The sequence below is a fragment of the uncultured Flavobacterium sp. genome, assembly GCF_963975515.1.
Classification (GTDB): domain Bacteria; phylum Bacteroidota; class Bacteroidia; order Flavobacteriales; family Flavobacteriaceae; genus Flavobacterium.
The window spans coordinates 22,197-36,108 of sequence record NZ_CAXBGY010000012.1 but is presented as its reverse complement, the minus strand read 5'-3'; the positions used below and the strand labels follow the sequence as shown (position 1 = coordinate 36,108).

9 protein-coding genes are annotated in these 13,912 nt (G+C 30.0%); 6 read left to right on the top strand and 3 right to left on the bottom strand.

All coding sequences use genetic code 11. The annotated features are described in order from the left end of the window. Window positions 1-64: 64 nt before the first annotated feature. Together AAC008_RS12400 and gltX are read right to left on the bottom strand one after the other, a co-directional pair. Window positions 65-1,012, bottom strand: a complete 948-nt coding sequence (locus tag AAC008_RS12400; protein ID WP_339889602.1) for an SPFH domain-containing protein — start codon at window positions 1,010-1,012, stop codon at window positions 65-67. A gap of 93 nt (window positions 1,013-1,105) precedes the next feature. Further along, window positions 1,106-2,608 (bottom strand): glutamate--tRNA ligase, encoded by a 1,503-nt coding sequence (gene gltX / locus AAC008_RS12395; RefSeq protein WP_339889601.1) that lies wholly within the window; start codon window positions 2,606-2,608, stop codon window positions 1,106-1,108. Between the two features lie 176 nt (window positions 2,609-2,784). On the opposite strand from gltX, the gene AAC008_RS12390 reads away from it, so the two are divergent. From AAC008_RS12390 to AAC008_RS12365, 6 genes are all read left to right on the top strand, one after another. Next, window positions 2,785-6,102, top strand: coding sequence for a hypothetical protein (locus tag AAC008_RS12390; RefSeq protein ID WP_339889600.1), 3,318 nt, complete (start codon window positions 2,785-2,787; stop codon window positions 6,100-6,102). Beyond that, the gene (gene ybeY, locus AAC008_RS12385; protein ID WP_339889599.1) at window positions 6,102-6,524 is read left to right on the top strand and encodes an rRNA maturation RNase YbeY; all 423 of its coding nucleotides are present in this window, start codon (window positions 6,102-6,104) and stop codon (window positions 6,522-6,524) included. The genes AAC008_RS12390 and ybeY overlap by 1 nt, the downstream gene beginning before the upstream one ends. Before the next feature lie 44 nt (window positions 6,525-6,568). After that, window positions 6,569-8,440 carry a tRNA uridine-5-carboxymethylaminomethyl(34) synthesis enzyme MnmG gene (mnmG, locus tag AAC008_RS12380; protein ID WP_339889663.1) on the top strand — a complete coding sequence of 624 codons (1,872 nt, stop codon included), beginning with the start codon at window positions 6,569-6,571 and terminating at the stop codon, window positions 8,438-8,440. 132 nt (window positions 8,441-8,572) lie between these two features. Further along, window positions 8,573-9,421 carry a class I SAM-dependent methyltransferase gene (locus AAC008_RS12375; RefSeq protein WP_339889598.1) on the top strand — a complete coding sequence of 283 codons (849 nt, stop codon included), beginning with the start codon at window positions 8,573-8,575 and terminating at the stop codon, window positions 9,419-9,421. A 220-nt stretch (window positions 9,422-9,641) separates the two neighbouring features. Then, a complete protein-coding gene (locus tag AAC008_RS12370) occupies window positions 9,642-10,211 on the top strand; it encodes an OmpH family outer membrane protein (RefSeq protein WP_339889597.1) in 570 nt (189 codons plus the stop codon). A 93-nt stretch (window positions 10,212-10,304) separates the two neighbouring features. Continuing rightward, window positions 10,305-12,578: a helix-turn-helix domain-containing protein gene (locus AAC008_RS12365; protein WP_339889596.1), complete on the top strand. Its 2,274-nt coding sequence runs from the start codon at window positions 10,305-10,307 to the stop codon at window positions 12,576-12,578. Between the two features lie 35 nt (window positions 12,579-12,613). On the opposite strand, the gene AAC008_RS12360 is transcribed toward AAC008_RS12365, so the two are convergent. After that, window positions 12,614-13,753 carry a DNA polymerase III subunit delta' gene (locus AAC008_RS12360; RefSeq protein WP_339889595.1) on the bottom strand — a complete coding sequence of 380 codons (1,140 nt, stop codon included), beginning with the start codon at window positions 13,751-13,753 and terminating at the stop codon, window positions 12,614-12,616. Window positions 13,754-13,912 lie beyond the last annotated feature (159 nt).

The window sequence follows — 13,912 nt, the reverse complement described above, 5'->3', positions numbered from 1 at the left end:
ACCACTTTTTTTAAAAAGCAGTCTTTTTTGTAATTTGGTTTCCACCAAAGTGGAAAACTAAAATCTATTCTTTATTTTCTGAATCTTCAGCTTTTTTTCTTTTTGTAGAATTTGCTCTTTTCATAGATTCACCAACTTGATTACTTGCTGTAAAACTTGCAACCATGTTATTTAACATTTCACTTCCAGCTTGTGGTGAATTTGGTAATAAGATTAAATTACTATTTGAATCAGCACCAATTGCTTGTAAAGTGTCATAATGTTGTGTAACTACAATTAAAGCAGAAGCTTCTTGAGAATTAATTCCAACTCTGTTCAATACATCTACAGATTCAACTAATCCACGTGCAATCTCTCTACGTTGGTCAGCAATTCCTTGACCTTGAAGTCTTTTACTTTCAGCTTCAGCTTTTGCTTTAGCTACAATTCTAATTCTTCCTGCTTCAGCTTCATATTCTGCAGCTGTTTTTTCTCTATCAGCAGCATTAATTCTGTTCATAGCATTCTTAACTTGAATATCTGGATCAATATCTGTAATCAAAGTGTTGATAATATCATATCCATAACCTGACATTGCACCGTTTAATTCTCTTTTTACGGCAACCGCTACATCATCTTTACGTTCAAAAACATCATCTAATTTTAATTTTGGTACTTCGGCACGAACTACGTCAAATACATAAGAAGTAATTTGATCATGTGGATATTCTAATTTATAAAAAGCTTCGTAAACACTTTCTTGTAATACTTTAAATTGTACTGAAACTTTTAGTTTAACGAATACGTTATCTTTAGTTTTCGTTTCAATCATTACATCTAATTGTTGAATACGAAGATTTACTCTTCCTGCAACTCTATCTATAATGGGTAATTTTAATTGTAAACCTGAAGTACGAGTACTTGCATATTTACCAAAACGCTCAATAACAGCAGATGTTTGCTGTTTTACAGTAAAAAAGGATGAAAATAAAATCACTACTGCTAAAAAAATGATAATGTAAATTCCGATCATAGTTTGAATTTTTTAAATTGGTTATGTTAATTATACGCTCAAAGTTGTGAAAAGTTACAAAAAAAAATCCCGAAACTTTCGGGATTAACTTTTTTATAAGGTTTGTATCGCTTTCTCAATACGTTTTATACTTTCTTCTTTTCCAATCATTTCAATGATGTCAAATAAATGTGGTCCTTTTAAAGCTCCAACCAAACTTAATCGTAAAGGTTGCATTACTTTTCCCATTCCTATTTCATTAGTGGTCATCCACTCTTTTAATAAAGTTTCAATGTTTTGAGAAGTGAAATCTGAAATGTTATTCAATTCAACAATTACTTTTTCCATTAAAGCCGGAGTTTCTTCTTTCCAATTTTTGGATGCTTTTTCATCATAAGATGTTGGTGCTTCAAAGAAATAATCTGATAAATCCCAAAGTTCATTCACGAAATTAGCTCTTTCTTTTACCAATCCAACAACTCTTTCCAAATCTAAAGAAGTAATAACTCCTCGTTCTTCTAAATCTTTTGAAAAACTTATAGCTAATGCCTTATCACTTTTGCCTATTAAATATTGATGATTAAACCATTTATTCTTCTCTGGATCAAACTTCGCTCCTGCTTTGTGAATTCGGCTTAAATCAAAAACTTCAACTAATTCTTCTAAGGAATATAATTCTTTATCTGTTCCATCATTCCAACCTAATAATGCTAAAAAGTTAAGAACTGCTTCAGGAAAAAATCCTTGCTCTCTATAACCCATTGATGTTCCTTCTGCCGTTTTCCAAGCCAATGGAAATACTGGAAATCCTAATTTATCACCATCACGCTTACTTAATTTTCCGTTTCCAACTGGTTTTAGAATTAAAGGTAAATGTGCAAATTCAGGGGCTTCCCAACCAAAGGCTCTGTATAATAAACTGTGCAATGGCATACTTGGTAACCATTCTTCACCACGAATTACATGAGAAGTTTCCATCAAATGATCATCGACAATATTCGCTAAATGATACGTTGGCATTCCATCACTTTTGAATAAAACTTTATCATCTAATAAATTGGTATCAAACTTTATATCACCACGTATGATGTCTTTCAATTCTAAAATCTCATTCACTGGAGTTTTAAAACGAATTACAAAAGCATCACCATTTTCAATTCTTTGAAGAGTTTCTTCTTTTGAAAGAACTAAAGAAGTATCTAATTTTTCACGATTATGCCAATTGTAAATGAATGTTTTTCCTTCAGCTTCGTGTTGTTTTCTGTGTGCATCTAATGATTCAGACGTGTCAAAAGCATAATATGCCCATCCATTTTCAATCAATTGATCCGCATATTCTTTATAAATTCCTTTACGTTCACTTTGACGATATGGTCCAAATTTTTCATTTTTTCCAACTGTTTCATCTGGAGAAATTCCTAACCACTCTAGAGCTTCTAAAATATAGGCTTCAGCTCCTTCAACAAATCTAGTTTGATCGGTGTCTTCTACTCTTAAATAGAATGTTCCGTTATTTTTTTTAGCAAATAAATAATTAAATAAAGCGGTTCTCACACCACCAATATGTAATCCTCCTGTTGGACTTGGAGCAAATCGTACTCTAACTGGTTTTGACATTTTTTTCTAATTTGTTGCAAAGATACAATTTGAATTTAGAAGTAAGAATTTAGATTTTAGAAAATCTGCTACTTATCAACATAATATCAAGTTAAAGTTTTGCTAATCACTATTTACTTTTGACTAATTACTTTTTATATTGTAATTTTATCGGTTATTAACAGATTACGAACAATTTGGAAACAAAAACTATCATTTTTGAGAAATTAGAGGCCTTTATCAAAAGGTTTTATACCAATGAACTAATAAAAGGAGTTATTCTTTTTGTTGGTTTAGGTTTACTATATTTTCTTTTTACCATTTTAGTTGAATATTTCCTTTGGTTACCATCTTCAGGAAGAACGATTTTATTTTGGTTGTTCGTTGCTGTTCAAATTTTCTTATTAGTTCGATTTATATTTTTTCCATTGTTTAAATTATTTAAACTTCAAAAAGGAATTAATTATGAACAAGCTTCTGTAATTATAGGTAATCACTTTAGTGAGGTGAGCGATAAATTGACCAATTTTCTACAATTATCAAATCAGAACGAGAATTCGGAATTACTTTTAGCTTCTATCAATCACAAAGCCGAAACTTTAAGCCCAATTCCTTTCTCTAATGCGATAAATTTTAATAAGAACAAGAAATTTTTGCCTTATGCGATAGTTCCAATTTTTTTATTGGCTTTGTTTTTTGTGTCTGGAAATTCAAAAGTGATTTCACAAGGAATGGACAGAGTTGTTAATTACAATACAAAATATGTTCCACCAGCTCCTTTTCAATTTGTAGTTTTGAATAAAGATTTAGTCACTCAACAAAACAAAGATTTTACTTTACAAGTAAAGACTGTTGGTAATGTTATACCTGAAAATGTTTCGCTTATAATTGGTGATGAAGAATATTTATTGGAAAATACGAATCCTGGAGAGTTTCAATATAAGTTTGATAATGTTATTTCGGATGTGAATTTTAGCCTGAAAGCTAATTCTATTAATTCAAAAGGCTACAATCTCAAAGTAGTTAATGTTCCAACTATCAATAATTTTGAAATGATTTTATCCTATCCAACTTATTTAAAACGTAAATCGGAAATTATTAAAGGAACAGGAAATGCAATTGTACCAGAAGGAACTTCAATTCGATGGAAATTATCAACTTTTGCAACAACTAATATTGCTTTTATTTCAAATAATAGTAAATCTGTTTACTCATCAACAAATGGAGAGTTTAATTTCACTAAAAATATTAGTCAAAATACTGAATATCAAATAGTAACATCAAATAGTAACGTAAAAAACTTTGAAAAACTCGATTATCAAGTTAATATTGTTAAAGATCAATACCCTTTTATCTCTGCAAACAAAGCACCTGATTCTTTAAGCCTAAAAAAGAACTTTATTATTGGCCAATTGTCAGATGATTATGGGTTGAGCAAATTACAAGTAGTTTATTATCCAAAAGGAAAACCACAAATTGTTAAACGTGGAACACTTGCTGTAAAGCACCAAACGGTTGACCAATTTGTTTATTCTTTTCCTACAGGTTTAAATGTAGAACAAGGAATTGTTTATGAATACTATTTTGAAGTTTTTGATAATGATGCTGTGAATAATTACAAGTCAAGTAAGTCTTCTGTTTTTTCTCACAACGAATTAACGGATGATCAAAAGCAAGATGAATTATTAAAAGATCAAAATGATAATATAAACAGCTTAGAAAAGTCATTAAATAATCAAGATAAACAATTAAAGGAATTAGATAAACTCCAAAAAATGAAAAAGGAGAAAGCTAATCTTGACTTTAAAGATCAAAAAAAGATTGAAGATTTCATTAAAAAACAAAAAAATCAGGATGAAATGATGAAAGAATTTTCTAAAAAACTTTCTGAAAACCTTGAGAATTTTAATCCAAAAGAAGAAGATAAACTTAAAAAAGAATTATTACGTCGTTTAGATGAAAGTCAAAAACAATCAGAAAAAAACGAAAAACTTTTAAAAGAATTAGAAGAATTACAAAAGAAATTACAAGATGATGAACTATTTGAAAAAGCAGATAAATTAAAAAAAGATTCAAAAAATCAAGCTAAGAATTTAGAGCAACTAGTAGAATTAACGAAACGTTTTTACGTTGAAAAAAAGGCTGAACAAATTGCTGACAAATTAAATAAGTTAGCAGAAAAAGAAGATAAGTTAGCTAACGAAAATAAAAACAATTTAGAAGAACAGAAAAAAGTAGCTGATGAATTTGAAAAAATAAAAGAAGAGTTACAACAATTGGATAAAGAAAACAAGGATTTAAAAAAACCTATGGACATTCCAAATGATATAAATGAACAAGAAGATGTTCAAGATGATTTAGAAAAATCTGAAGAAGATTTAAAAAAGAACGACAAACCAAGTGCTTCTAAATCTCAAAAAGCTGCCTCTAAGAAAATGAAAGAAATGAGTCAGAAAATGAGCTCATCAATGGAAGGTGGAGAATCTCAACAAATGGAAGAAGATGCAAAAACGTTACGTCAAATTCTAGACAATCTTTTAGCATTTTCTTACGATGAAGAAGCATTAATTCAACCAACAAAATCATCTCAATCACGTTCTTTGGCTTTGAATAAAATCCTTAAAAAACAACAAGAACTTAAATTACAGTTTAAACATGTAGATGATAGTATCTTTGCGGTATCTCTTCGTAACCCAATGATTTCTGAATTTGTATTAAACGAAATAGGTGAAATACATTACAACCTAGATCAATCACTAGAAACTTTAGCAGATAATAATGTTTCAAGAGGAGCTTCTCTTCAACAGTATGTTTTGTCAAGTGCTAATAAATTGGCTGATTTTTTAAGCAATGTTCAAAGTGATATGAATATGCAAATGTCTGGAAAAGGTAAAGGAAAAGGCAAAGGAATGCCAAGTCCTGGACAAGGTAATCCTGGAAAACAATTATCAGATATAATAAAAAAACAAGAAGGTCTTTCTGAGAAGATGAAAGAAGGATTGAAACCTGGAGAAAAGCCAGGTGATAAACCCGGAGACAAACCGGGCGAAAAACTTGGTGAAGGAAAGAAAGATGGAAAAGGTCAGGGAGAAAATGGTGAGGGAGAAGGTTCAGAAGGAAATGCTGGAAAGGTATTAGAAATCCTAAAAGAACAACAACAACTTCGTGATGCTTTACAGAAATCTTTAGAACAACAAGGTATTAACGGTAACAATGTTTTAAACCAAATGAAAGACATTGAAAAGCAATTAATCAATAAAGGTTTTAAAAATGAAACCTTACAGAAGATGCTAAATCTCAAGCATGAATTATTAAAATTAGAGAATGCAATTCAGCAGCAAGGGCAAGATGAAAAGCGTAAATCCAATACAACAGATGATAAGTTTTCTAACAACGCTTCTACCCTACCAAAGGAATTACAAGAATATATAAAAAGCATAGAGATTTTAAACAGACAAAGTTTACCTTTGCAAAAAAATTACGACCAAAAAGTCAAAGAATATTTTAAGAAGTAATGATTACATTTAACTATGAAAATGATTTCCTTTTAGAGGATGAATCAATATATCAAGATTGGATATCAAGAATTGTCCAATCAGAAAACAAATCAGAAGGTGAAATAAATTACATTTTTTGTGATGATGAATATTTAATAAACATCAACAATGAGTATCTTAATCATGATACTTATACAGATATTATAAGTTTTGATTATTCTGTTGGCGACTTAATTCAAGGTGATATTTTTATATCTACTGAAAGAGTTGCTGAAAATGCAATTGAGTTCAATGTTCCTTTTGAAAACGAAATCAAAAGAGTATTATCTCACGGTGTGTTACACTACTGTGGCTATAAAGATAAAACAGATAACGAAGCACTAATAATGCGACAAAAAGAAGATGAGAAAATTGCTTTGTTCCACGTGGAACAACAATAATCATCTATTAATATTAATTAAATGTTTCACGTGGAACAATGAGTATATTTCAAGAAAAATACGATGTGATTGTAGTTGGTGCTGGTCACGCTGGTTCTGAAGCCGCGGCTTCTGCTGCCAATATGGGTTGCTCCACTTTGCTTGTCACAATGAATCTTCAAAACATCGCACAGATGTCTTGTAACCCTGCAATGGGTGGAATTGCAAAAGGGCAAATTGTAAGAGAGATTGATGCGCTTGGTGGTTATTCTGGAATTGTGTCTGATAAAACAGCCATTCAATTTAAGATGTTGAATAAGTCAAAAGGGCCTGCAATGTGGTCTCCAAGAGTGCAAAGTGATAGAATGCGTTTTGCTGAAGAATGGAGATTAATGTTGGAGCAAACTCCAAATTTAGATTTTTACCAAGAGATGGTTTCTGGTTTGTTAATCGAAAACAACAAAATTGTCGGAATCAAAACTTCACTTGGTTTGGAGATTAAAGCCAAAACTGTTGTATTGACAAATGGTACTTTTTTAAATGGTTTAATCCATATTGGTGACAAACAATTTGGAGGTGGTCGTGCAGGTGAAAGTGCCTCTTTTGGAATTACAGAAGATTTAGTAAAAGTTGGTTTTGAATCGGGAAGAATGAAAACCGGAACTCCTCCAAGAGTTGATGGTCGTTCTTTAGATTATTCAAAAATGGTCGAACAACCAGGTGATGAAAAACCACATAAATTTTCTTATTTACAAAGTATAAAACCACTTACCCATCAAAGGTCATGTTACATGACTTATACTTCACTTGAAGTTCACGATCATCTTCGTGAAGGTTTTGATAGAAGTCCAATGTTTAACGGAAGAATAAAAAGTATAGGCCCAAGATATTGTCCGTCTATTGAAGATAAAATAAATCGTTTTGCAGACAAAGACAGGCATCAATTATTTGTTGAACCAGAAGGATGGAATACGGTAGAAGTTTATGTAAATGGATTTTCTACTTCTTTGCCAGAAGACATTCAATTTAAAGCATTGCGTTCTGTAGCAGGTTTTGAAAAAGTTAAATTCTTTAGACCTGGTTATGCAATTGAATATGATTACTTCCCTCCTACGCAACTAAAACACACGTTAGAAACTAAATTAGTTGAAGGTTTATATTTTGCTGGACAAATTAATGGAACTACTGGATATGAAGAAGCAGCTTCTCAAGGATTAATGGCTGGTATAAATGCAGCATTAAAAGTTCAAGAAAGAGATGAGTTTATACTTAAACGCAACGAAGCTTATATTGGAGTTTTAATTGATGATTTAATTACCAAAGGAACAGAAGAGCCTTATCGTATGTTTACTTCTCGTGCAGAGTATAGAACGTTGCTTCGTCAAGATAATGCAGATTCAAGATTAACTCCTAAAGGTTTTGATTTAGGATTAGCTTCTGAAGAACGTTTAATTCGTATGGAGCAAAAATTTTCTAAGTCAGATGCAATGGTTCAGTTTTTTAGAGAAACTAGTACTAAACCTGAAGAAGCAAATCCGATTTTAGAATCTAAAGGTTCAAGTCCAATGACGCAACCAGATAAAATGTTTAAAGTTTTTTCTAGACCTCAAATTGATTTAGAAGACATCGTTAAGTTTGAAAAAGTTGCTGAATATATAAATACGAATGAACTAGATTCAGAAATTATCGAGCAAGCAGAAATTGATGTAAAATATTCAGGTTATATAGAAAAAGAAAGATTACATGCAGATAAACTAAATCGTTTAGAAGATGCAATAATTCCAGATAATTTTGATTTTAATAAAATTAAATCAATTTCAACAGAAGCCAAAATGAAGTTTAATAAAATTCGTCCAAAGACAATTGCACAAGCTTCAAGAATTAGCGGAGTTTCTCCAAGTGATATTTCTGTATTATTAATTTATATGGGTAGATAAGAAGCAAGAAGCAAGATGAAAGAAGAAATCTTTTCTCTTTGTTCTTTTTTCTATTATCTTTAATTGTTTCACGTGAAACATACTTTGTTAACCCCCACATTTACTACCTTTGTTTAAGTTTTATTTTAAAATATGAATTTCTCTCCCAACAATGTTTTTATAAAAGTTAAAGATCATACTGTTTCAAAAGAATCATTTGATTTACTTTTAGACGAAGAGTTACAGTTGTTAAAAACTTCCCCTCAACCTTCTTTAGATATACTTCCCTCCTATTATGAGAGTGAAGATTATATTTCTCATACAGATTCTAAACGAACTTTATTTGAAAAATTATATCATTTAGTAAAAACAAATGCTTTAAAAAACAAAGTTGCATTAATTTCAAAAGAAAATTCTCAAAAAGGAAAATTATTAGATATTGGTGCAGGTACTGGAGATTTTTTAACTCAGGCTAAAAATGATGGTTGGATCTGTGTTGGAATTGAGCCAAACGAAAAAGCAAAAAATATTTCTATTTCAAAAGGTGTCAGTTTTACAAATACTTTAGATGAACTAGAAAACAATTCATTTGATGTAATTACAATGTGGCATGTTTTAGAACATGTTCCAGATTTAGAAAATCAAATAAAAACTTTAAAAAGATTATTAAAACCAAATGGTACAATTATCATAGCTGTTCCAAATTATAAATCATTTGATGCAAAACATTATAAATCATTTTGGGCTGCTTATGATGTTCCAAGACATTTATGGCATTTTTCAAAAATAAGTATTCAAAAACTATTCAACAAAGAAGATTTACAATTGAAAAAAGTTAAACCAATGTGGTTTGATAGTTTTTATGTTTGTCTTTTGTCTGAAAAATACAAATCTGGAAAAATGAATTTTGTTAAAGGCTTTTTCTTTGGTTTTTTATCAAATTGCTCCGGATTATTAAAAAAAGAGTTTTCATCTCACATTTACGTCATAAAAAACATCTAAAACACCATTTTAAGATGATTTAAGGGTTTTTTTAAGTCGTTCGATGTGTTTTGTTGACTCAAAAAAGAAGTTGTTTTAAAGTAAAAATAAACAGATGTTTTTTTATAAATATTACTTATTCCAAAACAAATCAGAATAGATATTTATTATACCTTTAAAATTAACCCTTGCATTACTATTTTCAATTGTTTACTTTTACCAAAATTTAGAAATAACGAATATGAAAAAATTATTATTTATTGCACTAGGATTTGCAATATTGTCTTGTAATAAACAAGAAGGAACTTCAGGTCTAAAAACCGCATATGTTGATACTGAAAAGTTAATGAAAGAACATCAACAAGCTATTGATATTGAAAATAAATATAAAGTTAAGTCCGAAGAAATGGGTCGTGAGCTTGAAACAGAAGCAAAACAATTTCAATCAGACTATGAAAATGCATTAAGACAAGCTCAAGCGAAAGGACCACAATGGGCTCAACAAAAAGCAGCTGAATTACAACAAAGAGAGCAAAAATTGAATGTAAAACAACAATCAATGTATCAAGAAATTCAAACAGCAAGTAATGCTGAATTAGATTCTCTTGTAAAAGAAATTAAACTTTACATTAAAGATTATGGAAAAAAGAATAACTACGACTATGTATATGGTACAGGTTTAACTTCTCCTAGTATTTTATATGCTAAAGATTCTTATGATGTTACAGATGAGATACTTAAGACGCTTAATGATAAATACAAGCCAAGTGAATCTACTAAAGCTATTGAAAAAGAAGAAGTTAAGAAATAATTTCTTTTAAATTTATTTAAAACCTCATTATTTTTTTAATGGGGTTTTTTATTTGTGTTTTTTTTATACTTTTATGGTGTTAAATATAAGCCAATGAATTCATTATCAGCCGTTGCAAGTTATACCTTGAAGTTTATTAATCAGACTAATAAATCTGTTTTTCTTACTGGAAAAGCAGGAACAGGTAAAACTACTCTACTAAAAGAAATTATTAAAACAACACACAAAAACACTGCTGTTGTTGCTCCTACTGGAATTGCCGCACTAAATGCTGGTGGTGTTACTATTCATTCCCTTTTTCAACTTCCGTTTGGTGGATTCATTCCAGATACAATTGCTCCACATTTTAAAGATACTGTTAAATTTGAGTCCAAAAGTACTCTTTCTAGACATTTTAAAATGAGCGCTGTTAAACGAAATGTTATCAGAAACATTGAGTTACTAGTTATTGATGAAGTCAGTATGTTGCGTGCAGATCTTCTAGATGCAATTGATTTTATGATGCAATCTGTTAGAAGAAACAAACTTCCTTTTGGAGGTGCGCAAGTTTTATTTATAGGAGATTTACTACAATTACCTCCAATCGTAAAACCTGAAGAATGGGATATTTTACGTAAATACTATCAAGGTAAGTTTTTCTTTCATTCTCATGTTGTTCAGCAAAATCCACCTTTATACATTGAGTTAGATAAAATTTATCGTCAAACAGATAGCGAATTTATTGAAGTACTAAACAATTTAAGAAATAATACTATAACTAAATCTGACTTAAGTATTCTAAATCAGTTTGTTAATCCTGATTTTGATTTAAAAAAGAATGAAGGATTTATTACACTTACGACTCATAATAGAAAGGCAGATTCGATTAATTCTGAAGCTTTAAATGAATTAGAAGGAAAGTCTTTTTCTTATAAAGCTCAAATTGTAGATGATTTTCCAGATAAAATCTATCCAGTAGAAGATAATTTAGAATTAAAGGTTGGTGCTCAAATCATGTTCATCAAAAATGACCTTTCGTTTGAGAAAAACTATTTTAATGGAAAAATGGGAATAATTAAGTATCTGTCTAAAGATGAGATAACTGTAGAGTTTACAGAAGAGAAAAAAACCATTGAAGTTGAACGATATGAATGGCAAAACATAAGATATAAAGTCAATGAAACAACTAAAGAAATTCAGGAAGAAGTACTTGGAACCTTTACGCATTATCCTATAAAATTAGCTTGGGCAATAACGGTTCATAAAAGCCAAGGATTAACGTTTGACAAAGCAGCATTAGATGTTTCACGTGTTTTTCAACCAGGACAAGCTTATGTGGCACTATCTCGTTTACGATCGTTAAAAGGCTTGGTTTTATTAGCTCCAATTCAAATGAATGGACTTTCTAATGATAGTGATGTTATGCTTTACGCTGAACAAAAAGCCTCTGATGAATACATTCAAAAATCATTAGAACAAGAAACAAAAAACTATTTATTTAACTATCTAAAAGCAACTTTTGATTGGCAAGACTTAGCACAAGAATGGAGAAATCACAGATTCAGCTATAAAGAAGAAGCACCAAAATCACCAAAATCTAAATATGCTAAATGGGCTGAAAATCAATCGAATAAAATTGATAATTTGGTTGTTCCTGCTCAAAATTTTATTAAACAATTAAACAATATTTTCTCTAAAGAACCCTTTGAAGTTCAATACATTAATGAACGATTTCAAGCTGCGTACAACTATTTTTATAAAGACTTAGATAATTTTGTTTATGAATTGTTACTTAAGGTAGATGAAATAAAACGCATAAAGAAAGTTAAAACATTTTACGACGAGTTGAATGATTTAGAAGATACTCAAACTAAAACAATTCAACGCTTAATGAAAGCCAAATTGTTAATTGAAATGGTTGCATCTGGAAAAGAAATTTCGAAAGAAAATCTTATTTCTGAAGAAATTCTTTCTTATAAAGCGAATAAACTTAAGAAGATCAAAGATTTGAACACTGTAAAACCAGGTGTTTTTGATGTTGATCCAGACGTTTCTTACTACGAACCAAAGGTAAAAAAATCAAAAGAAAGTAAAAAACCAACTATTGAAATCACTTTAGAATTTTGGAAAGAAAACCATACTATCAAAGAGATTGCAACTATTCGAAAGTTAACAGAAACCACTATTAGCAGCCATTTTGCAAAGTTAATTCAGCAAGAATATATTGCCATTGAAGATGTGCTTTCAGCCGAAAAAATCAAACAATTACAAGTTTTGTTTAAATATTTTAAAGGAGAAAGTTTATCAGAACTAAAAGAAACCATTGGCGACAAGTTCTCCTGGGAAGAACTTAAGTTATATAAAGCAAGTTTGAAAGAAATACTTTAATTAGTTTATTTTAAATACTTGTAAATCAATATAATCTATTTTTTATGAATTAAGCGAGTTAATTTAATAGATAAATCAGTTAATATGATTTTACCATTTCCATTTCGTTCAATATGGTAAATTGCCTCTGAAATTTCTTTAAAAATTTCATTTATGTTACCACCATCTACAAATGGAGCAAATTTTTTCAACTCAAAACCGTCTAAACCTTCATCTAAATAGACCAAATCTTCAGCTGTGTAATTCTCCAACATAGCTTGTCTAAAGAATTCAATGCAATAATGTAAAAATTGCTTCTGAACCTCTCTTCCGTAGCTTGCCACTTCTTCACTCCAACTAATTAAATCCAAAATAGAAGAAGCATTTCCTTTTGCTTTAAAGGCAAATCTTACCCATTTAACAAACCACTCTTCAAATAACCTATCATCTTTTTCATTATTGGCTAATTTTAGGGCTTTATTAATGTCTCCTTGTGCTAAATGTGCATATTTCTTTGCAATAGCATCAGAAACCCCTTTTGTTTTTAATAAATCTTCAATTTCTTGTTGTTCAGGCTTTTTAAACTCAATAATTTGGCAACGAGAAGTTATAGTTGAGATGATTTCTTCAATATTTTCGGTAATTAATAAAAAGATTGTTTTTTGTGGAGGCTCTTCTAAAATTTTAAGAATTTTGTTAGAAGTTGCTGTATTCATTTTATCAGCCATCCAAATTATCATAATCTTATAACCACCTTCATATGACTTTAAAGATAGCTTTTTCACAATCTCTAAAGCCTCATCTACCCCGATTTGCCCTTGTTTTTTTTCCACACCCAAATGTGTATACCAATCTTGAAGACTTCCAAAAGGTTGTTGATTAACGAATTCTTTCCATTCTTTTAGGAAATTATCACTAACAGGATGACTTTTTACACTTTCGGTTGAAGTAACAGGAAACGCATAGTGAATGTCAGGATGTGACTGTTGAATGACCTTGTTTTGACAGTTTTCATAATCAGAGTTTTCAACATTCTTGCCATTACACAGTATGTATTTTGCATAGGATATTGCAATTTGTAACAAACCAATTCCTTCAGGACCAACAAATAGCTGAGCGTGTGCAAGTCTACTACTATCAACACTTGAAGTTAAGTAATCTACCGTTTTTTTATTTCCAATTACATTTTTAAACATTGTATAAGTTCTAAATTTTATATCTTGTTGATAACACAATAAAAATTGTTAATAAGTCGTTTACCATTGTTGATAAACCAATCACTATTCTTAATAGTTTAGTAAAAGATTTAAAAACAGTTCTTTTATCATCAAATTGATTGCACTTACTAACAAAAA